The sequence below is a fragment of the Citrobacter sp. Cb041 genome, from assembly GCF_030336655.1.
In the GTDB taxonomy this organism is placed as follows: Bacteria; Pseudomonadota; Gammaproteobacteria; order Enterobacterales; family Enterobacteriaceae; genus Citrobacter; species Citrobacter braakii.
Genome location: NZ_JAOWDD010000036.1, coordinates 163,416 through 186,366, shown reverse-complemented (window position 1 = coordinate 186,366; position 22,951 = coordinate 163,416). Strand labels below are relative to the sequence as shown.

The 22,951-nt window shown below is 46.5% G+C and carries 21 protein-coding genes; 10 read left to right on the top strand and 11 right to left on the bottom strand.

The features are described 5' to 3' along the window. Positions 1-45: 45 nt before the first annotated feature. Complete coding sequence (locus OGV52_RS09600) at positions 46-477, bottom strand: rhodanese-like domain-containing protein (protein ID WP_005120473.1); 432 nt, start codon at positions 475-477, stop codon at positions 46-48. 247 nt (positions 478-724) lie between these two features. Between OGV52_RS09600 and gpmM the strand changes: the two genes are divergently transcribed. Genes gpmM through OGV52_RS09585 form a run of 3 tightly spaced genes read left to right on the top strand, consistent with a single transcriptional unit; the run spans position 725 to position 4,537 of the window. Continuing rightward, on the top strand, positions 725-2,269 hold the full coding sequence (gene gpmM / locus OGV52_RS09595) for a 2,3-bisphosphoglycerate-independent phosphoglycerate mutase (RefSeq protein ID WP_047501311.1): 1,545 nt from the start codon (positions 725-727) through the stop codon (positions 2,267-2,269). A 33-nt stretch (positions 2,270-2,302) separates the two neighbouring features. After that, positions 2,303-3,562: a murein hydrolase activator EnvC gene (envC, locus tag OGV52_RS09590; protein ID WP_230330234.1), complete on the top strand. Its 1,260-nt coding sequence runs from the start codon at positions 2,303-2,305 to the stop codon at positions 3,560-3,562. 3 nt (positions 3,563-3,565) lie between these two features. Further along, complete coding sequence (locus OGV52_RS09585) at positions 3,566-4,537, top strand: divergent polysaccharide deacetylase family protein (protein WP_016154969.1); 972 nt, start codon at positions 3,566-3,568, stop codon at positions 4,535-4,537. Here the strand turns inward: OGV52_RS09585 and OGV52_RS09580 are convergent. Continuing rightward, the gene (locus OGV52_RS09580; RefSeq protein ID WP_101700435.1) at positions 4,524-5,558 is read right to left on the bottom strand and encodes a glycosyltransferase; all 1,035 of its coding nucleotides are present in this window, start codon (positions 5,556-5,558) and stop codon (positions 4,524-4,526) included. The genes OGV52_RS09585 and OGV52_RS09580 overlap by 14 nt on opposite strands. 244 nt (positions 5,559-5,802) lie before the next feature. On the opposite strand from OGV52_RS09580, the gene rfaY reads away from it, so the two are divergent. Continuing rightward, entirely contained in the window at positions 5,803-6,489 is a 687-nt protein-coding gene (gene rfaY / locus OGV52_RS09575) for a lipopolysaccharide core heptose(II) kinase RfaY (protein ID WP_016157747.1), read from the top strand. Between the two features lie 67 nt (positions 6,490-6,556). On the opposite strand, the gene tdh is transcribed toward rfaY, so the two are convergent. The 3 genes from tdh to yibB all read right to left on the bottom strand — a co-directional run bounded on the left by tdh (position 6,557) and on the right by yibB (position 9,925). Then, a complete protein-coding gene (gene tdh, locus OGV52_RS09570; protein WP_016154972.1) occupies positions 6,557-7,582 on the bottom strand; it encodes an L-threonine 3-dehydrogenase in 1,026 nt (341 codons plus the stop codon). Positions 7,583-7,591: 9 nt separating this feature from the next. Then, positions 7,592-8,788, bottom strand: coding sequence for a glycine C-acetyltransferase (gene kbl, locus OGV52_RS09565; RefSeq protein WP_287108424.1), 1,197 nt, complete (start codon positions 8,786-8,788; stop codon positions 7,592-7,594). A 279-nt stretch (positions 8,789-9,067) separates the two neighbouring features. Then, positions 9,068-9,925, bottom strand: coding sequence for a protein YibB (yibB, locus tag OGV52_RS09560; RefSeq protein WP_287108422.1), 858 nt, complete (start codon positions 9,923-9,925; stop codon positions 9,068-9,070). A gap of 278 nt (positions 9,926-10,203) precedes the next feature. On the opposite strand from yibB, the gene rfaD reads away from it, so the two are divergent. Genes rfaD through rfaL form a run of 4 tightly spaced genes read left to right on the top strand, consistent with a single transcriptional unit; the run spans position 10,204 to position 14,389 of the window. Next, entirely contained in the window at positions 10,204-11,136 is a 933-nt protein-coding gene (gene rfaD / locus OGV52_RS09555; RefSeq protein WP_003827312.1) for an ADP-glyceromanno-heptose 6-epimerase, read from the top strand. Positions 11,137-11,138: 2 nt separating this feature from the next. Next, the gene (rfaF, locus tag OGV52_RS09550) at positions 11,139-12,185 is read left to right on the top strand and encodes an ADP-heptose--LPS heptosyltransferase RfaF (RefSeq protein WP_046275755.1); all 1,047 of its coding nucleotides are present in this window, start codon (positions 11,139-11,141) and stop codon (positions 12,183-12,185) included. A 3-nt stretch (positions 12,186-12,188) separates the two neighbouring features. After that, positions 12,189-13,166 carry a lipopolysaccharide heptosyltransferase RfaC gene (gene rfaC / locus OGV52_RS09545; RefSeq protein ID WP_287108421.1) on the top strand — a complete coding sequence of 326 codons (978 nt, stop codon included), beginning with the start codon at positions 12,189-12,191 and terminating at the stop codon, positions 13,164-13,166. A 14-nt stretch (positions 13,167-13,180) separates the two neighbouring features. Then, positions 13,181-14,389, top strand: coding sequence for an O-antigen ligase RfaL (rfaL, locus tag OGV52_RS09540; protein WP_287108474.1), 1,209 nt, complete (start codon positions 13,181-13,183; stop codon positions 14,387-14,389). Between the two features lie 35 nt (positions 14,390-14,424). Here rfaL and OGV52_RS09535 read toward each other — a convergent pair whose 3' ends face one another. From OGV52_RS09535 to rfaQ, 6 genes are all read right to left on the bottom strand, one after another. After that, the gene (locus OGV52_RS09535; protein ID WP_287108420.1) at positions 14,425-15,567 is read right to left on the bottom strand and encodes a lipopolysaccharide N-acetylglucosaminyltransferase; all 1,143 of its coding nucleotides are present in this window, start codon (positions 15,565-15,567) and stop codon (positions 14,425-14,427) included. A gap of 11 nt (positions 15,568-15,578) precedes the next feature. Beyond that, positions 15,579-16,592: a glycosyltransferase family 8 protein gene (locus OGV52_RS09530; protein ID WP_287108418.1), complete on the bottom strand. Its 1,014-nt coding sequence runs from the start codon at positions 16,590-16,592 to the stop codon at positions 15,579-15,581. Between the two features lie 90 nt (positions 16,593-16,682). Beyond that, positions 16,683-17,693: a lipopolysaccharide 3-alpha-galactosyltransferase gene (gene waaO, locus OGV52_RS09525; protein WP_146050126.1), complete on the bottom strand. Its 1,011-nt coding sequence runs from the start codon at positions 17,691-17,693 to the stop codon at positions 16,683-16,685. A gap of 74 nt (positions 17,694-17,767) precedes the next feature. Further along, on the bottom strand, positions 17,768-18,565 hold the full coding sequence (rfaP, locus tag OGV52_RS09520) for a lipopolysaccharide core heptose(I) kinase RfaP (protein ID WP_216404227.1): 798 nt from the start codon (positions 18,563-18,565) through the stop codon (positions 17,768-17,770). Continuing rightward, entirely contained in the window at positions 18,558-19,682 is a 1,125-nt protein-coding gene (locus tag OGV52_RS09515) for a glycosyltransferase family 4 protein (RefSeq protein WP_103767016.1), read from the bottom strand. Before OGV52_RS09515 ends, rfaP begins: the two co-directional genes overlap by 8 nt. Continuing rightward, positions 19,679-20,749 carry a lipopolysaccharide core heptosyltransferase RfaQ gene (gene rfaQ / locus OGV52_RS09510; RefSeq protein ID WP_200108485.1) on the bottom strand — a complete coding sequence of 357 codons (1,071 nt, stop codon included), beginning with the start codon at positions 20,747-20,749 and terminating at the stop codon, positions 19,679-19,681. The genes OGV52_RS09515 and rfaQ overlap by 4 nt, the downstream gene beginning before the upstream one ends. A 397-nt stretch (positions 20,750-21,146) precedes the next feature. Between rfaQ and waaA the strand changes: the two genes are divergently transcribed. After that, on the top strand, positions 21,147-22,424 hold the full coding sequence (gene waaA / locus OGV52_RS09505; protein ID WP_016154983.1) for a lipid IV(A) 3-deoxy-D-manno-octulosonic acid transferase: 1,278 nt from the start codon (positions 21,147-21,149) through the stop codon (positions 22,422-22,424). An 8-nt stretch (positions 22,425-22,432) separates the two neighbouring features. Beyond that, positions 22,433-22,912 carry a pantetheine-phosphate adenylyltransferase gene (gene coaD, locus OGV52_RS09500; RefSeq protein WP_016154984.1) on the top strand — a complete coding sequence of 160 codons (480 nt, stop codon included), beginning with the start codon at positions 22,433-22,435 and terminating at the stop codon, positions 22,910-22,912. Positions 22,913-22,951: the final 39 nt, after the last annotated feature.

Here is a 22,951-nt window from a genome sequence, read left to right as displayed (position 1 = left end):
TCTCCAGTGTTCTTTTACCCTGCGGCATGAAAGAAGACGGGTAAATTACTTGCCGCGAACCAGTGGCAGATTCTCGCCACTCCAGCCCGCTACGCCGTCTTTCAGTACAGATACCTGCTCAAAACCGGCTTTAATCAGCGCAGTTGCTGAATCCTGGCACTGCATACCAGAGCCATCAACCACAATAACAGGTTTGTTTTTGTGTTTTTCCAGCTCGCCAAAATTGTTGGCTTTGATTTCGCTCGGCAGCAGGTTAGTGGAGCCCGCGATATGGCCTTTGCGGAAGTCGTCGCGCTGACGTAAATCCACAATCACCGCATCTTCTTTGTTGATAAGACGAGTGGCTTCTCCGCGCGTAATTACCTTCACTTTCGAAGTCAGGCTCTTAAACGTGGTAAATAATACAGCCGCCAGTAACGCAATCCAGGCGATACTCAATACAGGGTGGCGACTAACAAATTGCATAATTTCTTGCATGGGGGGTAACAACTCCCGACTTAGTGATTAAAAAACCAGGAAAGGAGTATACCTGCGCGTTGGCGCAAATACAGCCAGAGCGTGCATTGGATTGCATTTTTGCGGGGCGCTACGGAAAAAAAAACGTAAATCCGCGCCCTCTGCGACACGCTCTGGTCGATTATTTGATCTTCTGGGGCTATTTTATCGATTCAGCTGTAGTAAAATTACGCAATTATTTTTGTCTATTGAGTGTGAGGTTGTCGCAATGTCGGTTTCTAAAAAACCTATGGTACTGGTGATTCTGGATGGCTATGGCTATCGTGAAGACAGCCAGGATAACGCCATCTTTAATGCCAAAACCCCGGTAATGGATGCTCTGTGGGCAAAACGTCCGCATACCCTGATTGATGCCTCTGGCCTGGAAGTCGGCCTGCCCGATCGCCAGATGGGCAACTCCGAAGTGGGTCACGTCAACCTGGGCGCGGGCCGCATCGTGTATCAGGACCTGACCCGTCTGGATGTTGAAATTAAAGAACGGACTTTCTTCGCTAACCCAGTGCTGACCGATGCGGTCGACCAGGCAAAAAATAGCGGCAAAGCGGTTCACATCATGGGCCTGCTCTCTGCTGGCGGCGTTCACAGCCACGAAGATCACATCATGGCGATGGTAGAAATGGCAGCTGAACGCGGTGCTGAGAAAATCTATCTGCACGCTTTCCTTGATGGCCGTGATACCCCGCCGCGCAGCGCTGAACATTCGCTGCAGAAATTCGAAGAGAAATTTGCCGCGCTGGGCAAAGGCCGCGTAGCGTCCATCATCGGTCGTTACTACGCCATGGACCGCGACAACCGTTGGGATCGCGTTGAACAGGCTTATGACCTGATGACGCTGGCAAAAGGCGAGTTCCAGTTCGCTACGGCTGTTGAAGGCCTGCAGGCTGCTTATGCCCGCGACGAAAACGACGAATTCGTGAAAGCGACCGTGATCCGTGCTGAAGGCCAGGCTGAAGCCGCCATGGAAGACGGCGATACGCTGATTTTCATGAACTTCCGTGCTGACCGTGCGCGTGAAATCACCCGTGCGTTTGTTAACGCTGACTTCGACGGCTTCACCCGTAAGAAAGTCGTTAACCTCAACTTTGTGATGCTGACCGAATACGCAGCCGATATCAAAACTGCTGTTGCTTACCCACCAGCGTCTCTGGCCAACACCCTTGGCGAGTGGATGGCGAAGAATGACAAAACGCAGCTGCGTATTTCCGAAACTGAAAAATATGCCCACGTGACTTTCTTCTTTAACGGCGGCGTAGAAGAGCCGTTCAAAGGCGAAGATCGCATCCTGATCAATTCGCCGAAAGTCGCGACCTACGATCTGCAGCCGGAAATGAGCTCTGCTGAGCTGACCGAGAAGCTGGTTGCTGCGATTCAGAGCGGAAAATACGACACCATCATTTGTAACTACCCGAACGGCGACATGGTTGGTCACACCGGGGTGATGGAAGCTGCGGTTAAAGCGGTTGAAGCGCTGGATCACTGCGTTGAGCAGGTGACTAAAGCGGTTGAATCCGTTGGCGGCCAACTGCTGATCACCGCGGACCACGGTAACGCAGAGCAAATGCGCGATCCGTCCACCGGTCAGGCGCATACAGCACACACCAACCTGCCCGTTCCGCTGATTTATGTCGGTGGTAAAAACGTCAAAGCAGTTGAAGGCGGCAAACTTTCTGATATCGCCCCGACGATGCTGACGCTGATGGGTATGGAAATCCCGCAAGAGATGACTGGTAAGCCGCTGTTCATCGTGGAATAATCCCTCCCCATGAGGGGAAAGGCGATTAATACCATCACTTGGGCCGTGAAACTGCAAAAGCTTTCAGTCAGGCCCTTGTTCTACGCCAGCGCGCTTAGCGCTGGCGTATTGCTGTGCGCCTTTTCCGCCCACGCGGACGAGCGCGATCAGCTCAAATCTATTCAGGCTGATATCGCGGCAAAAGAACGCGCGGTACGCCAACAACAACAACAACGCTCCACTCTCCTCGCTCAACTTAAAGCTCAGGAACAGGCCATCGCCGTTGCCGCCAGGCAACTACGCGAAACGCAAAACTCGCTGGCGCAGCTGAATGCGCAAATTACAGAGATGAATGCCGCCCTCGCGAAGCTGGAAAAACAGCGAGCTGCGCAAGAGCGTAGCCTGGCAGCCCAACTTGACGCAGCGTTTCGCCAGGGCGAACACACCGGTATTCAGCTCATTCTGAGCGGGGAAGAGAGCCAGCGCGGGCAACGCCTGCAGGCCTATTTCGGCTATCTGAACCAGGCGCGGCAGGAAACCATCGCGCAGTTGAAACAAACCCGCGAAGAAGTCGACTCGCAAAAAGCCGAGCTGGAAGATAAGCAGAGCGAACAGCAGACGTTGCTGTACGAACAGCGCGCTCAGCAGGCTAAGCTGGAGCAGGCGCGTAATGAACGCAAGAAGACGCTCTCGGGTCTGGAGTCATCGATTCAGCAGGGTCAGCAGCAACTGGGCGAAATGCGCGCCAACGAATCACGCCTGCGCAACAGCATTGCTCGCGCCGAAGCCGCAGCCAAAGCACGCGCGGAACGTGAAGCTCGCGAGGCGCAGGCCGTACGTGACAAACAGAAGGATGCGTCACGGAAAGGCTCAACCTACAAGCCAACCGAAAGCGAAAAATCACTGATGTCCCGTACCGGCGGTTTAGGTTCCCCACGCGGCCAGGCATTCTGGCCCGTTCGTGGTCCAACGCTACATCGTTATGGCGAACAGTTGCAAGGTGAGCTACGTTGGAAGGGGATGGTTATTGGCGCATCCGAAGGCACCGAAGTTAAAGCCATTGCCGATGGTCGCGTCATTCTGGCGGACTGGTTGCAGGGCTACGGTCTGGTGGTCGTCGTTGAGCACGGTAAAGGCGATATGAGCCTGTACGGTTATAACCAGAGCGCGCTGGTCAGCGTCGGTACGCAGGTTCGCGCCGGGCAGCCTATTGCACTTGTGGGTAGCAGCGGCGGACAGGGCAGGCCGGCACTCTATTTCGAAATTCGTCGCCAGGGTCAGGCGGTCAATCCACAGCCGTGGTTGGGAAGATAAGTTTTGCCTCAATTTCGTCGTCTATTATTCTCTCTCGCCAGCGTGCTGGCCTTCGCAACACCTGTTTTTGCTGGCAAACTTGCCATCGTTATTGATGATTTCGGCTATCGTCCACACACCGAAAATCAGGTTCTGGCGATGCCTTCCACCCTCTCCGTTGCCGTTCTGCCTAATGCCCCACACGCGCGTGAAATGGCGATTAAAGCGCATAACAGCGGGCATGAAGTGTTAATCCATCTGCCGATGGCGCCGCTGAGCAAACAGCCGTTAGAGAAAGATACTTTGCGCCCGGAAATGAGCAGCGAAGAGATTGAGCGGATTATTCGCGACGCGGTAAGCAAAGTACCGAATGCGGTCGGGCTGAACAACCATATGGGCAGCGCGATGACCTCCAGCCTGTTCGGCATGCAGAAGGTGATGCAGGCGCTGGAACGCTACGATCTCTACTTCCTGGACAGTATGACCATCGGCAACAGTCAGGCAATGCGCGCAGCATCAGGAACCGGCGTGAAGGTTATCAAACGCAAAGTATTCCTGGATGACACGCAAAACGAAGCCGATATTCGCCGTCAGTTTAATCGTGCCGTTGAGCTTGCGCGCCGCAACGGTTCAGCAATTGCCATTGGGCATCCTCACCCTTCGACGGTTCGCGTCCTGCAGCAAATGCTTTATAACCTGCCTGCGGACATTACGCTGGTTCGCCCAAGCAGCCTGCTCAATGAACCACAGGTAGATACCTCCAGACCAAACCTTACACCGCCGAAGAATGGTAAACCTGATGCGCCACGTAATCCTTTCCGCGGGGTGAGATTATGCAAACCGAAGCAGCCGTTAGAGCCGGTTTACGCCAGCCGCTTCTTCAGCGTGCTCGGTGAAAGCATCACCCAAAGCACGCTGGTGCAGTATATGCGCCTGCAATGGCAGGGCTGGGGGAATACATCCTCACCCAGCGCTATGAACGCTAACGTAAATTAAGCGTTTTACGGGCAATACGAGAAGGCGAGGATGTTTTATCGCGCCATTTCCAGAGACGGAATGACCATAGCAGCGCCTGGTACAAAACTTTGGCGCTGCGTACGTTAGTAATCATGCGTTTATACATACCAGAGACAAAAATCTCTGCAATCATGCGTTGACGAATATGGACATCCGGCTCTTTGCGTACTGCGTGGCAAACGCGTAATGCTTCATAGGTTATTTGCTGATGAAATTCCGGATAAATAGTAATTCGACCCGCATATTCACGATTCAACTTATCCAATAACCGTGTAATTTTAATATAGTGGCGTTGGTAATTGAGATTTTTTAAGCCTTGTCTTTTAAGACGGCTAACTGATTGATCGTGTAAGAAGTATTTATACAATGATTGCTCGGTATATCGCACACGTTTGGCGTTAAACATAAACTCCGTCGTCCATACAATATCCTGATGATGCAACCCTGGAATAAACGCTATCTTGTTTTTCTCGATAACATCTCTGCGATAAACCCCCATCCAGACCACATGCGTCCAACGGCGTGAAGCCAATGCCATACGTAACCAGTCGGGGCCGGTCAATACACCCGTAGACCGCAGACGGTCCGTCGGTATTGATTGCCAGGTGTCCCCCGTTTCGAAAATGCACCAATCAGAATTGCACTGTGCCAGATCGAGGTCATCCTGAAGCGCCATGGTCATCAGGGTTTCATACATATTGGGATAAACCAGGTCATCGGCATCGACAAATGCAACATAATCCCCTTTGGCCACTGCCAGACCACGATTACGCGCGACAGATGCCCCGGCGTTAGCCTGATGTAACAACCGGACATGGGAATAGTTATCAGCATAATGTCTTGCAATATCAACAGAGTTATCCGTTGAACCGTCATCCACAATAATGATCTCTATCGCAGCCCATGTCTGTGCGATCAAAGATTCCATGCAACCCCGAAAACTATCACCCGCGTTATACAACGGAATAATAACACTCAACATATTTGTGCGGTTTCTCATCAGATAACCCAAGTTTGTCAGTACACTGATGACTTTTACTACAGTTTCATTAAGGAATTATTAAGGTTAGAACATTTAATTTTCAGAAGCGGCGCAGCGAAAGCAACCAGTATGGGAAAATGCCATGCGGCGCCTGAGTTCAGCGGCCTGTGATAGCTCAGATCGTCTACATATTGAGGGACACAACCTGTATACTATACCCCTGTAAATTAACGCGCGATGTACACTGATATTGAGGAAAGTGATGGCCATCAGTAAGACACATGAAAAAGGTTATACGGTCTATTGCAAAGAGACCAAAACAGACCTTAAGTCACTGATGAATAAGTATATAAACAAAGAAATCAGTGGCAAACCGTTGAGCAGTGGTAACGCCATGCGCAGTGTAGAACTGGTCGAGTACAACTCACAAAAATTTATCATCAAAAACGACCGTGAAGTTGATCCTCGATTTGAGAAAAAAATGCAGAATTTTATCTCCGGCCCCTTTTATTCCAGGCTCATCAAGAAGCTGGACACACTCTCCCCGGAAATGCGCGCCTGTACAGCGGATCTCTACTATGCCGCTGAAAAAGTACGCCTTCGTCAGTGTCATGATGTTTATATTATTCATGAATATGTTGAAGGCACTCCTTTAAAAGAAATTAACCATAAGAATGCCGATGAAGTGAAGCAGTGCGTTCTGCGCCTTCACAAAGCCGGGTTGGCATCTAATGATATCCATCCTGGAAATTTCATTCGTACGCCAGGCGGTGAATTAAGAATAATTGACTTATCCTGTAAGGGAAATATGAAGATTTGCCAGGCTAATGATATTTTAGCTTTGCAGCGAAAATATCATATTAACATCAAAGGAAAAGGATTAATCTATAAGCTCATCTGGCTCAAAGAAGCGATAAGATCTTTATCCAGAAAGCTTCGTGGCAAATAGTATTTATTCTTTATACGGCCAGAATAAAGAATCTGGCCGTTGGTAGCATTTAATACAAGTCGAGCATTCAATCCCAGCTCAGGATCACTTTCCCTGACTGGCCCGAACGCATCGCGTCAAAGCCCTGCTGGAATTCATCAATGGAGAATCGATGGGTGATGATCGGCGACAAATCCAGACCAGACTGAATCAATGCGGCCATCTTGTACCAGGTCTCAAACATCTCACGACCGTAGATACCTTTAATAAACAATCCTTTAAAGATAACTTTAGTCCAGTCGATGGACATGTCTGATGGTGGAATACCCAGCATAGCAATACGGCCACCGTGGTTCATGGTGTCCAGCATGGCGCGAAACGCTGGCGGCGCGCCGGACATCTCCAGACCGACATCAAACCCTTCGGTCATGCCCAGTTCAGCCATCACGTCGGTCAGACTCTCTTTCGACACGTTGACCGCGCGAGTGATGCCCATTTTACGCGCCAGTTCAAGGCGATACTCATTAACATCGGTAATCACCACGTGGCGTGCGCCAACGTGCCTGGCAACCGCTGCCGCCATAATACCGATTGGACCCGCGCCGGAAACCAGCACATCTTCCCCAACCAGATCGAACGACAGCGCCGTATGCACCGCATTACCGAACGGATCGAAGATAGACGCCAGGTCGTCAGAGATGTTGTCCGGAATTTTAAACGCGTTAAATGCCGGGATCACCAGGTACTCTGCAAAGCAGCCAGGACGGTTTACGCCAACACCGGTCGTATTGCGGCACAGGTGAGTACGTCCACCGCGGCAGTTACGGCAATGCCCGCAGGTGATATGACCTTCGCCTGAAACGCGATCGCCGATTTTAAAGCCTTTAACTTCTTGGCCGATGCCAACAACTTCGCCGACATATTCATGTCCAACGACCATCGGTACCGGGATGGTTTTTTGCGACCATTCATCCCAGTTATAAATGTGAACGTCAGTCCCGCAGATGGCTGTTTTACGGATTTTAATCAGCAAATCGTTATGGCCGACTTCCGGTTCAGGAACGTCGGTCATCCAAATGCCCTCTTCCGCTTTCAGTTTGGATAACGCTTTCATTTCACATCCTCAGGCAATAACGCCCAGTTGTTTACCAATGCGTGTGAACGCCTCAACAGCACGCGTAATCTGCTCAGGGGTATGCGCCGCAGACATCTGGGTACGAATACGCGCCTGACCTTTTGGAACCACCGGATAGAAGAATCCAGTAACGTAAATCCCCTCTTTTTGCAGCTTGCGGGCGAACTCTTGCGCCACTACCGCATCCCCCAACATGACCGGGATAATTGCGTGATCCGCTCCCGCTAACGTAAAGCCTGCGGCAGACATTTGCTCGCGGAACTGACGTGCGTTCGCCCACAGGCGATCGCGCAGCTCGCTGCCTGCTTCGACCATCTCCAGCACTTTAATGGAGGCAGAAACAATTGCAGGAGCCAATGAGTTGGAGAACAGATACGGACGGGAACGCTGACGCAGCCACTCAACAACCTCTTTGCGCGCTGCGGTATAACCGCCAGATGCGCCGCCGAGCGCTTTACCCAGCGTACCAGTGATGATGTCCACACGCCCCATCACGTCACAGTATTCATGTGAGCCACGACCATTTTCGCCGACAAAGCCGACAGCATGGGAATCATCAACCATGACCAGCGCGTCGTATTTATCCGCCAGGTCACAAACGCCTTTCAGGTTAGCTATCACACCATCCATAGAGAACACGCCATCGGTGGCGATCAGGATATGACGGGCTCCCGCTTCACGCGCTTCTTTCAAACGAGCTTCCAGTTCGACCATGTCGTTGTTGGCGTAACGGAAACGCTTTGCTTTACACAAGCGAACACCGTCAATGATAGAAGCGTGGTTGAGCGCATCTGAGATAATCGCATCTTCTGCGCCCAGCAGCGTTTCAAACAGGCCGCCGTTGGCGTCAAAGCAGGAAGAGTAAAGGATGGCATCTTCCATACCGAGGAATGCCGCCAGTTTTTGCTCCAGTTGCTTATGGCTGTCCTGGGTACCGCAAATAAAGCGGACCGAAGCCATACCAAATCCGTGAGAATCCATACCTGCTTTTGCAGCTGCAATCAGTTCCGGGTGGTTAGCCAGCCCCAGATAGTTGTTCGCACAAAAGTTAATAACGTGGCTTCCGTCCGCCACGGTGATATCCGCCTGCTGGGCAGACGTAATAATGCGCTCTTCTTTAAACAATCCTTCCGCACGTGCGGTTTCGAGATCGTTCGTTAACTGTTTGTAAAAATCCCCACGCATTTCAATTCTCCAGACTGGGCAAATTTCAGCACATATTACCCAAAGCTATACGCTGATACGAGATGACGCATCATCACTTCTTCAAAATGAAGCATAAATCACGTATACCCACATGGCTAATCAGTGATGCCGTCGTATGGATTCATTGGACGCACTGAATCGCAACCAATTGAATTGGATGGATTTTATAAAAAATCATAAAAAAACAACAGCAATAGCAGAAGAATGCCTTTGCAGCATTCTATCTGGTTAGGTAACCCTTCAATCTCATTCAAGCCACTACTTTCGAGTGAGAAAAATTCGCAATGCCTGGAGTTTTGCACCTAAAGCGGTTCGCCGATAAACACGGAACAGATCGAACCATTTGCTACGACCAAGGTAATTAAGCATTAATAGATCAGGGCGCTTGTAATAACACATGACAAAAATACCCTGATCATCATCAACAATATTATTTCTGAGAGTCTCTTTTTGACACTCAGTGACTAATGAGTAAAACTCTTTCCATTTCTCTGGTGAACCAACAATAGCGCCGCCGATAATATAGGTATGATTTCCGATCATAAAATCAAAAACCTGTTTTCTGGATGATATAACCAGACCCTTTTTAATCGTGAAGAGATGCATTTTATTACGGTCAAAAGGGAAGTCCCATACTTTTAATCCGCGAGTAACCTGCGGTTTACGGCAATATCCGAAGTCTACCCAAGCAACCATCGGAGTATTAACTAACCCTGCATTTATGGCCTTCACTACAAAATATGCTTTTAAATTATTGATCAACACATATTCTGGAGACCAGTACTCAGGGTTACCTAGCTGTCGAGTCTCTAATTTATTCTTAAAGGTATCATCCTGCTGGATTTGTCTTATTTTATTATTAATATGCTTAAATTTTTTACCTAAATCTATGGTTATAATTTTTGTGGGCTTACCTTTGCGTATTTCCGCAACTCTGTCTTCAAACTCAGACGAGGTAAAAATAACCATATCATTTTCTAAAGCGGCTAACCGTTTGAAGTAGTCAAAATAGACATCAGAAGATCGGGAAAGTTTTTCACGGAAGCCTTTATTAACAGTCCACTCCCCCCTACCGATATCAAAATATGCTGTCACAATAGTGGTAGACGATTTCATAACCATTTTCAAACCATTAATAAAAAAAATATTATATCACATAGTTTTTGTTTTTGTACATATAATATACATAGATGGATATAAAAAAACTAAGTACATTTAAGATTAATTTAATAGACTTAATAACCATTAAATAAGCATTCTTATACTGGTGTTTATAGGCCTTCTACCGACCCACCATCTTACTTAAGAGGCTGAAGGGATGTCGATGTGATGGTATGATTACAGACATTAGTGTCTGAGATTGTCTCTGACTCCAAAATTCGAAGGTTACATTTATGATCATCGTTACCGGCGGCGCGGGCTTTATCGGCAGCAACATCGTCAAGTCATTGAATGATAAAGGCATCACCGACATCCTGGTGGTGGACAACCTGAAAGATGGCACCAAGTTTGTTAACCTGGTGGATCTGAATATTGCTGACTACATGGACAAGGAAGACTTCCTGATCCAGATTATGGCCGGAGAAGATTTCGGCGATATCGAAGCGATTTTCCACGAAGGCGCATGCTCCTCCACTACCGAGTGGGACGGCAAGTATATGATGGACAACAACTATCAATACTCCAAAGAGCTGCTGCACTATTGCCTGGAGCGTGAAATTCCGTTCCTGTATGCGTCCTCTGCCGCCACCTACGGCGGTCGCACTTCTGATTTCATCGAATCCCGTGAATATGAGAAACCGCTGAACGTTTACGGCTACTCAAAATTCCTGTTCGACGAGTACGTTCGTCAGATCCTGCCAGAAGCCAATTCTCAGATTGTTGGCTTCCGCTATTTCAACGTCTACGGACCGCGTGAAGGCCATAAAGGCAGCATGGCAAGCGTCGCTTTCCACCTCAACACCCAGCTCAACAATGGCGAAACACCAAAACTGTTCGAAGGCAGTGAAAACTTCAAGCGTGATTTCGTTTACGTAGGCGATGTGGCTGCGGTGAACCTGTGGTTCCTGGAAAACGGGGTTTCCGGCATCTTTAACCTTGGTACCGGTCGTGCGGAATCTTTCCAGGCCGTTGCCGATGCAACGCTTGCGTACCACAAAAAAGGCAGCATTGAGTACATCCCATTCCCGGAAAAACTGAAAGGTCGCTACCAGGCGTTTACCCAAGCCGATCTGACTAATCTGCGCGCTGCGGGCTATGACAAGCCTTTTAAAACCGTTGCTGAAGGTGTAACGGAATATATGGCCTGGCTGAACCGCGACGCGTAAGTATGAAAATTTTGGTGGTAGGCCCGTCCTGGGTGGGCGACATGATGATGTCGCAAAGTCTCTATCGCACGCTTAAGGCGCGCTATCCCCAGGCGATAATCGACGTGATGGCACCTGCATGGTGCCGTCCGTTATTATCGCGCATGCCTGAAGTTAACGAAGCTATCGCCATGCCGCTTGGACACGGCGCGCTGGAGATCGGTGAGCGGCGTAAACTCGGTCATAGCCTGCGTGAAAAACGCTATGACCGCGCCTATGTGCTGCCTAACTCGTTTAAATCCGCGCTGGTACCGTTCTTTGCTGGCATTCCCCATCGTACCGGTTGGCGTGGTGAAATGCGCTACGGCCTGCTAAACGATGCGCGCGTGCTGGATAAAGATGCCTGGCCGCTGATGGTCGAACGCTATGTAGCCCTGGCCTATGATAAAGGCGTAATGCTGTCAGCTAAAGATTTGCCGCAGCCTCTGCTATGGCCGCAGTTGCAGGTAAGCGAAGGTGAAAAGTCCCTGACCTGTCGCCAGTTTTCCCTTTCTGCCGAACGCCCCATCATCGGCTTTTGCCCTGGAGCGGAATTTGGTCCAGCGAAACGCTGGCCACATTACCACTACGCAGATCTGGCGAAGCAGCTGATCGATGAAGGCCATCAGATTGTGCTTTTTGGCTCTGCAAAAGACCATGAAGCCGGAAATGAGATCCTGGCGACGCTGAGCGTTGATCAGCAGCCCTGGTGCCGTAATCTGGCAGGCGAAACACAGCTGGAGCAGGCCGTCATTCTGCTCGCCGCCTGCAAAGCGGTGGTCACCAACGACTCTGGATTAATGCACGTTGCCGCAGCGTTGAATCGACCTCTGGTAGCGTTGTATGGCCCCAGCAGCCCGGATTTTACTCCGCCGCTTTCACACAAGGCGCGCGTAATTCGCTTGATTACGGGCTATCACAAAGTACGCAAGGGAGATGCAGCAGAAGGCTATCATCAGAGCCTGATTGACATCACACCCCAGCGCGTGCTGGAAGAACTTAACGACCTGTTGTTACAAGAGGAAGCCTGACGGATGCGGGTACTGATCGTTAAAACATCGTCTATGGGCGATGTACTGCATACGTTACCGGCATTAACCGATGCGCAGCAGGTCATGCCGGATATTCAATTTGATTGGGTAGTGGAAGAAGGCTTCGCGCAGATCCCATCCTGGCATGCAGCCGTTGACCGGATTATTCCAGTGGCGATCCGCCGCTGGCGTAAAGCCTGGTTTTCAGCGCCGATTAAAGCCGAGCGTAAAGCCTTTCGCGATGCGGTGCGTTTACATCAGTATGACGCGATAATTGATGCGCAGGGTCTGGTAAAAAGCGCGGCGTTGGTTACGCGTCTGGCACGTGGCATCAAGCATGGTATGGACTGGAGCACGGCGCGCGAACCATTGGCGAGCCTGTTTTATAATCGCAAACATCACATTGCCAAACAGCAGCACGCGGTAGAACGTACGCGTGAATTGTTCGCCAAAAGTCTGGGATATTCCAGGCCCCAGTCGCAGGGTGATTACGCTATCGCTCAGCATTTTCTGAAAGAAAGTAATGCTGATGCGGACCAGTATGCCGTATTTCTGCATGCCACAACGCGTGATGATAAGCACTGGCCAGAAGCCAACTGGCGGGAGCTAATTGGCCTGTTAAATAACGCTGGCATACGTATTAAACTGCCATGGGGTGCTCCTCACGAAGAAGCACGAGCCCGTAGGCTGGCAAATGGTTTTTCTTATGTTGATGTTCTTCCACGGATGACTTTGGGAGAGGTCGCTCGCGTACTGGCGGGGGCAAAATTTGTGGTGTCGGTTGATACAGGCCTGAGTCATTTAACCGCTGCGCTGGATCGCCCAAATATTACGTTGTACGGTCCAACGGACCCAGGATTGATTGGTGGGTATGGGAAGAATCAAGTGGCATGTCGCTCAGAAAGTGAAAACCTTTCAGACTTGCGTTCTTCGACCGTATTAGAATCAATTAATTGCAATTTTTTTAATAATTGTCTGTAAGTGTCGGAGAAATGATGGCTTTAACAAAGTTTTTTTTAGATGAGAAAAAAAACTGGAAGATAAACTGGAATAGAGGACTTATATTTCTGTTTGTCGCCACCTATTTCTTAGGTGGTATTACTCGTTATAAACATTTGATTGTCATCCTGATGACTATCACAACGATAGTTTATTTATGTAAGAATCCTCGACATTATATTCCTATTTTTAAAACATTTGTTTTTGCAAGTGTATCATTTCTTGTAATCGCTACCTTCGTCTCTTTAGTGTTCACTCCTGAACTAAAAGCTAGCCTGAAAGAGATAAACAACTCAGTTGTTGAAAATGTCTTATTATGCACTATTGCGATCCCTGTATTACTAAGAGAAGAAAGCAAAGAAACCATTTCAAAGTTGATATTCTTCTCGTTCCTTACAGCTCTTAGTTTGCGATGCCTTTCAGAATTTGTCCTTTATTATCAGGACTATAAGCAAGGAATCATGCCTTTTACTAATTACCAACATCGCGGAATTTCAGATGCAATGGTGTTTTTATTCCCAGTGCTTCTGAATCTATGGCTCATTAAATCAGCGAAATACCGTATATTATTCCTGTTGTTAGGGGCGATATACACCTTTTTAATTCTTGGAACATTGTCCCGTGGCGCATGGTTATCTGTATTTATTATTGCTCTTACATGGATAATCATGTACAAACAATGGCGATTGCTTACTGTAGGAATCCTCGTAGCCATTGTTGCTCTGACAGCTATATTTTCATACAAAGATATGTCAGAAAACCTGACCGTTAAATTACAGCAAACTGACAGCTCATACCGCTATACTAACGGTACGCAAGGAAGTGCGTTTGACCTAATCTTAGAAAACCCAGTTATTGGTTATGGTTTTGGTAATAACGCTTATAAAATTGTATACAACAAGCGTGTTGTTGATTATCCAAACTGGACATTCCGCGAGTCAATTGGACCACACAACCTTATTCTCTTTGTATGGTTTGGTACAGGATTACTTGGACTTGTGGGTTTAATACTGGTGTACACTAGCATTGTGAGGGAATGTGTTACGCATGCTTTTAGGGAGAATTACTATTCCCCATACAATGCTTATATAATAATTTTACTTTCATTTGTCGGTTATTTTATTATACGTGGCAACGTTGAGCAGATTGAGTTAGATCTGTTGGGTATTTTTGCAGGTTTTCTGTTAGCGCTGAAGAATAAATAAAATAGTAAAAAAGGCTACTTTATGTAGCCTTTTTATCACTCGAACCAGTTACAAATAACCTCTTCAAACCGTTGTGTAACCGCAGACCAACTATAGTTTCCAAAGACATATTGCTGACCTCGTTGGGCGGTATCCGCTAAACAACTTTCCGCCATTACCCTGGTAATATCCTGAGCAATAGTTTCTGCAGTCATCGGCTCTGTAAGGTGATAGCCTGTAATTTTATCTTTAACAAACTCAACCATGCCGCCTCGAGTACTGACTAATACAGGTCTTCCAGCGCCCATAGCCTCAATAGCCACCATACAAAATGGCTCCTGAAATTGAGAAGGAATCACAACTATATCTGCCAGTGGATAGTAATAGTGCATTTTCTCGGGTGAGATACTACCTAACATAATACAATGTGGTTTGAGGCGCTCAGCTATTTCCCGAACTTCACGCTGATAATCACCTTTATCGTTCTTATTTACTTCCATGTGATCACCAACGACCACAAGCTTCAGATTTTTATTCTCATGCAGCAACTTTTCAAAAGCCTGCAGAAGCAAGAGAACACCTTTATCAGGTACTATGCGTCCAGCAAAAAATACCACCTTGCTTTCAGGGGAAATATTTAATTTATTTTTTGATATTGATTCATATGACGATTGATAGATATCCAGGTCAATACCATTAGGCACAATAACAATATCAGCTTCAGGAAGATAAGATTGATAATAGTTCTTCAAAAACAAACTTGGTACGATCATCTTAACTTTTTTATCAAGCAACTTAGGTTCAAACGCATTATGCATATGAATCACAACTTTAGCCTGAGGAGCTTGCGAACGAATTTGTCGATATAGCTTCATACTGTTATGGACAACAATCACACTTTGATCGGTTATCTCAAATTTTTCGGCAACTTTCAGTATGCGCTTTGAATAAGGTAACGGATCCAGCCGAGTCCACTTTTGGAAAATACGCTTATATACTGAGCTAAATCCAATACGATGAATACTGCATCTTTCGTTTACGTAAGAATAATCAGAATATCCTTCATTCTTTATACAGACAATACGATTAGGGAATTTAGTTCTCTGGGCAACCTGATACATCCAGGTCTCAACTGCTGCGGCACCACGTGGTGGAATAGAATAAATAGGTGTTACAGTAAATATGATTTTATCAATCATAAAGATCACCATTACATTGTTTTATATTTAATTGCTGCGATCAGGCCTGGAATTATTTTATTTTGATAAAGAAGGTGTTTATATTCTTCTCTATATTCGTGCTTTTGTTTTGCAACTTGATAAGGCTGATTCTTCCATGGTGAATTCTCATATACTGTGCGGAAAAATTGTGCTGAGGAATAGTCAGCCCACTCGTGCCATGGTTTTGTTACACCAGTATAATGAATAAATACTGTCTCTTCATTAATCACTGATTTATAGTAATTTTTATTTTTAATCTCAAACTCAGACTTCAATGAATAAATTGAGTTATATTTCCTCGGTAGTAATACCGCATGATGCAAAAACATGATATTTAAAATATCCTGATCAGGATATTTTACTCTGGAAACTATACTTTCATCTAACAATAGTTCGAAGAATTTCTTTGTCAAATTAGAGTTAAGCCATTGCTGCAAGTTTATATACATGACACCCGAGTTAAAGTAGTTGCCTTTAAACTCAGGATTATGTAGACGCTCTGCACTTTTATCCTGCATTGAATCAACATCTACTACAACCGCACCATATTCCCCATCAAATTTCAGTGCGGCAAGATCCTCTAAAGAGCCTTTACACGTAATATCAGCATCAAGATATAGCAGTCGATCTAATCGTTCAGAAAAATAATCAAATGAAAGCAAGCGATAGTATATTGACACTGGCCATATATTTGTTTTAGGTAGTGACACCAACGGTTCAGAATCAATATGATATAGCTTAATAACTGTTTTATACTGTTCTGCTAATTGTGTCAATAGTACAATATATTCTTGGTCTAAATAATCCGCAATAATATGAAAAGTAAAATTAATATTATTCTGTTTATTATTTTCAAGGATTGATGCAATAGAAATTGCCGCGCCAGTTTGGTAATTTTTATCGATTCCCCATGAGATATTAAAAGTGTCACGATCATCACATGGTGTAACACGTCTGTCTAACTCAATAATATCTTTGAAGTTAGTTAATCTTTTGAAGTCCAATTTAATTACCTTTAATTATTTCAGCTATATTTTCCAGCGGCTAAGATATGCATTGCTGTTGATTATTTTAACAATGTACTTAGCCAGCAGTTAACCTTTCAACTTGGTCAGATAATAATTAAAGTAGTTACACAGTCCCTGAACGTATAACCCTTGTTTAAATTTATGCTTTGCACAATATCTGAATTGATTGCTATTGGTCGGTTTGAGAAGCGCTACTGAATGCCAGGGCGAGGCCTCTTTCGCAACTAAAAAACTCTTCGATACCGGATAGTTGGACCACTCATGCCAGGGTTTTGTCGGTCCCACATAATGAATGAAGACAGTTTCATTATTCACAGGATTGACTACTTCATCTTTCAGTTCATAATTAATGCTAAAGCGTGTATTGTATTTACCATTGATAAAAGTTACTTTTCCGGCTAACAACACATTAAGGACATCTTGATCAAGATGAGTTATTCTTTCCACCCATTCTGGAACTCGCAACATTTCGATGGCTCGGGAAGAGATATTATTACTGTGCCATGCGTTGATGTTGATAAGTAAGAATCCAGCATTAAAGTATCCGGCGATTAATTCTGGAGTGGCCAGCGTTACAGAACGATTATGCCACCATTCGGAATCTCTTTCCGTTACAACGACAGCGATCTCATCTGCGGAAAACTTATAATCGACCAGTTCTCGTACACTACCCTGGCAAGCAATATCGGCATCCAGGTATAATAATTTATCTATTTTATTATAGAAATAATCTGCAATAACAAAACGGAAGTATGTTGCATAAGTCCAGTTTTTTGTACTAGGTAAGTCTTTTAATTTATTGCAATCAATTAGGTAAACTTTGATACAGGATTGATATTGTTTAGCAAGATCGGCGAATCTGGCTTTATCACTCTCATCGAAATAATCAGTAAATATATGAAATGTGAAATCGATTTTTTTATTCGACAATAATACAGAGGCTATTGATACACCGCAGCCAAATAAAAAATTCCTGTCAATACCATAACCGATATTAAAACAGTCTGCAGAAGCATTTTCCCGAAAATCGTACTCAAAAACAGAAAGGATAACTTCTTTATCGCTAAATTGAGACATTTGACTCTTACCAATTTTTGAGAAATAGACCATGTTCTCACATGATGCATTTCAAATAGTTCAGGATAAATTAATCATAGAGATTTACGGATTGTTCTTTCGCGTATTTTATTAGCTTTAACCTGAGCTTCCTTGAACAAATCAGCCTCCTGACTTAGGATGCTTTTCAACGGCAACTCGCAATAGATGCGTAGAAATCTATAAATATCACGCTGGGTTAATCCAATGTTCATGGAAGAAAAATAGAGACCGATCAAGTCCTTATCGCGCCAGCGTTGGGGAACAGTCGACCGAATCTGAGCACGGTGCAAATCAATCACTGAAATCTTGAGATCGTCCTCACGCCCTGAAAAAGGCAGATGTAATAAAAAGTGGCAAATATAGCAATCGCGATGATTGATACCTCCAGCATGCATCTTACGCACCATGGTGGCAACACGATCAATAATTATACGCTTCACTTTCACATCGGGAGAATTTGTGGCCCAATCAGCACAGTAATCTTCTAAGCTGATAGTTGGTGTGAGATCCTCAGTAATAATAAACGAGGTTTTAGTCAGTGGATTCAACCCTTTCTCACCAAATCCCACGCCTGTCATTGTATCCACACCTAACTGACTCAGGCGATGAATGGCATTCCATTCTCTATCAGCACCTAATACTGGCATGCGTAATGAAAGTAGGTTTTTAACAATCTCTTTCAGAGAAGTGCCTCTGTGCCATTTTAAAAAATAGCTTTTACCCGTTAGTTCAAATCGTAGAGTACGGCGAGTCTCCAGTTCTCTGAATACTTCACCTTGTAAATTTTTAACTTCTTCAAATGCATCTTTCCCGCGCCATAGTGTGGCTAACGGTTCTTTTAATTCAACCATCTAAACCACCCGTAATCATATCCGCAGCTTTCTCCGGTAGGCTGTATAAATCTTGCGTATCCGCATAGTGTCGTGCATTTGCCCTCCATTCCGAACACAATGAAGGCTCTACCAGCGCTTTACGTAAGGCTTCATTCAGCGTTTCTTGCCGGAATGGTTCTGTAATTGCCATACCACAATTAGCATCAACAATATAATGCGCGTAACCGCATACGGCTGTGGTCAACACCGGCAGCCCGGCAGTGATTGCTTCTAGTAAAACAATACCTGCCGCCTCCTGATAAGCTGGATGCATCAATATATCAGCCGCAGCCATTAATTCTGCAACATCATTACGGCCAGAGTAGAAATGGACATTACTGCGTACGCCAAGTTTTTCCGCCAGCGCCTCAAATTTTCTCGGTCTGTCTTGTCCAACAACATACAGTAGCGTATTAGTCCGAAGCGTTTCTGGTAACGAGGCCACTGCACGTATTGAACGATCCACACCTTTACGAGTGAAATCAGAGCCTACCTGCAATAATAGATTTTGTTGCTCTGTTATACCGTTTTTCTGGCGATAAACTTCACGGCTATTCGGAATCTGCTGGCTATACTTCCTGTCCGGATAAATCCCTGGAGGAAGAATATGAAATCGTTGAGCTTCTGTCTGATAGTGCTTCTGAAAATCAGCAATCTGCTTATCAGTTAGCATCAATAGCTGCGTCGGTTTACCCTGCTCAAACGTCGCGCGTTCAAACGCTGCATAGTGCCGATATCGTGAAGTTAACCGATAGAGGAAACCTTTTTCTTGTGCCACTTTCTCGGCATAGCAAACGTCAGCAGCATAGTAGAGATCCAGCCCTGGCATTTTATTAAAACCAACAACCCGATCGACAGGGTGCTGAAGTAAATGTGCCTGGACCCAGGAATAATACTCCGCATTGCGACCATGGTTTGTCCGGGACTTGACCGGTACAAGAACCAATTCAAAAACGTCAGGACACTCACCTTCCCAGGACTGCGTATAGACACGAACATGGTGACCACGTGCCGCTACAGTTTGCGCAATGCGCATAAAATCACGCTGTAACCCACCGAATGGGAAGTATTTATACAAACAGAAAGCAACAATCATACGGGACTCCCCGCTTGTGGCGGCACAAGTCTACCCGGTAATAATTTATCGATAGCAGCAATAACATCGTCAGCGGGTATCACCGAAAGATACATTTCATTGCGATCGCGCTGTTCGCGTGGAGGCATCGGACGGTAATCACCAGCCCAAAATTGAATCATCTGCTTTGACCATGGTCGCCAAAAATTATGATCCGTTGCGCCAAACAGGCATATCAATGGTGTATCAACCGCAGCAGCAATGTGTCCCGGAGCAGAGTCCACCCCAATAAACAACTGCGCATGATCGATGACCGCTCCTAGCTCGGGGAAGCTCATCTTTCCCGCCAGCGCAGTAACGGGCCTTTCTTTGCAACCTTGTGCAATTTCATTCACGCAAGCCAGATCGTCTTCGCCTGGGCCAGAGGTCATAACTACCTCCAAACCACGCTGGTGTAAGGCGTCAATTACCTGTGAAAACTTTTCGTTATTCCAGCACTTGAAGCGTTGGCGTGCCGTTGGTTGAATTACAACGTATTCATCACCAACTCCAGCCCGATTTAATTCTGTGCGCATACGTTCCCAGCTATCCTCCGGATAGCTCATTGTTGTATGCGTAACAGTCGATTTAAGTTTCAACGGGGCCAGCACAGACAGATTGCTTTCCACCACATTTTCACCGCTAAGCGGAGCCAGACATGTAAAACTATTTTTCCAAAAAGAAGATTGCCGATGTGCATAATCTTGAGAGATTTTGATTGGCGCGTTCAGTAGCCGCATCAGTATCGCAACCATCCACTGATCGGTAAGGTTTACAACTAAATCATACCCATTTGCGCGCAACGTTCCGATCAGGTGCAGAAAATTAGTTATTTTATCAGTTACTTTTGTCTTTTTATTTTTAATACCATAAAGGGCATTAATTTCTGGGTTTTCCGACAAAATTGGGATGGTATCCTGATAGAGAAGCACGTCGATTTTCGCATCAGGATAGTTCTGCTTTAGCGTACTAATGACCGGAGTTGTTAACAACATATCTCCGTGAAAACGCATTTTTATGACCAGAATTCTATTAATTGGCTTATCCACAAGCGGCTCTTTTATCGTGAGTGTCCGGTAAAGTTAAGCAGAAAAAAGCACGCTACCGCCCCAGGCTCAACAGCTACCTGATTACTGATATCGCACTGATTTTTTACGCGCTAGTGTATCACTTCTTTCGCCATGTTCCGACTCGAATAATTCTTGCACAGCCAATGATTTTAAAACATATAAATCAATGAATTAAGATGTTCAGACCTTTTGATTTTTAGCCATCTATCTCGACTAAACCGGAAAATATCAACAGAAAACGTAAAGATGCAAAAGATGCTGGTACCCTGGACATCCCCCGCGAGGGACGCTATTTAATTTAAAAATAGGAAAAGTATTGGTAAAGCCACAGCTAAATACATAGAATCCCCAGCACATTCATAAGTCAGCTACCATTATGCTCGAATTGCTTTACACCGCCCTTTTCTACCTTATTCAGCCTTTGATCTGGGTACGGCTTTGGGTGCGCGGACGTAAGGCTCCGGCCTACCGTAAACGCTGGGGTGAACGCTACGGCTTTTACCGCCGTCCGCTAAAACCAGGCGGCATCATGCTTCATTCGGTTTCCGTGGGCGAAACGCTGGCAGCTATCCCATTAGTCCGCGCTCTGCGACATCGTTACCCCGACTTGCCGATCACGGTCACCACCATGACACCAACCGGTTCCGAGCGCGTACAATCCGCTTTTGGCCCTGACGTTCAGCATATTTATCTGCCGTACGACTTACCGGATGCCCTAAACCGTTTCCTGAATAAAGTTGACCCCAAGCTGGTGTTAATTATGGAAACCGAGCTGTGGCCGAATCTGATCGCGGCACTGCATAAGCGCCATATTCCGCTGGTCATTGCCAATGCACGTCTTTCCGCTCGCTCAGCTGCTGGCTACGCTAAATTAGGTAAATTTGTTGGCAGGCTACTGCGCCGAATTACGTTGATTGCCGCCCAGAACGAAGAAGATGGCGCTCGTTTTATCACGCTTGGTGCCAGAAGCAATCAGGTCACCGTTACCGGTAGCCTGAAGTTTGATATTTCCGTCACGCCGCAGCTGGCCGCAAAAGCGATTACATTGCGTCGTCAATGGGCACCTCACCGCCCGGTATGGATTGCAACCAGCACGCACGACGGCGAAGAAAGCATTATCATTGCCGCCCATCAGGCGTTATTAAACCAGTTCCCTAATCTTTTACTGATTCTGGTACCCAGACATCCTGAACGGTTCCCGGATGCCATTAACCTCGTACGCCAAGCTGGGCTAAGCTATACGACACGTTCTTCGGGCGAAGTTCCGTCATCAGGAACCCAGGTCGTAATCGGCGACACCATGGGCGAGTTGATGTTGCTTTACGGCATTGCTGACCTTGCTTTTGTTGGCGGTTCGCTGGTTGAACGCGGTGGACACAACCCACTGGAAGCCGCGGCGCACGCCATTCCGGTACTGATGGGGCCACATACTTTTAATTTTAAAGATATTTGCGCCCGCCTCGAACAGGCAAGCGGATTGATCACCGTCACCGACGCAACTACGCTGGTGAAAGAGGTCTCTTCTTTACTGACCGATGCAGATTATCGTAATTTTTATGGCCGTCACGCAGTTGAAGTTCTGTATCAAAATCAGGGCGCGCTTCAGCGTCTGCTGCAGCTGCTGGAACCTTATCTGCCACCCAAAACGCATTGAGGCAAGTCATGCAAAAACGGGCGATTTATCCAGGAACCTTTGATCCCATTACTAACGGCCACCTCGATATCGTGACACGAGCGACAAGCATGTTCGATCACGTAATCCTGGCAATTGCCGCAAGTCCCAGTAAAAAACCGATGTTTACTCTGGAAGAGCGCGTTGAGCTGGCACAGCAGGCAACGGCGCATCTCGGTAATGTGGAGGTTCTGGGATTCAGCGATCTGATGGCAAACTTTGCCCGCGATAATCAGGCTAACATTCTGATCCGTGGCCTGCGTGCGGTAGCCGATTTTGAGTATGAAATGCAGCTGGCCCATATGAACCGTCATCTGATGCCACAACTGGAAAGCGTCTTTCTGATGCCGTCTAAAGAGTGGTCATTTATCTCATCGTCACTGGTGAAAGAAGTTGCCCGCCACCAGGGTGACGTAGCGCACTTTCTGCCGGAAAACGTTCATCAGGCATTATTGAGTAAACTGAAGTAATGCGTCTGGCCGGATGAGGCATACGCTACGTCCGGCCGA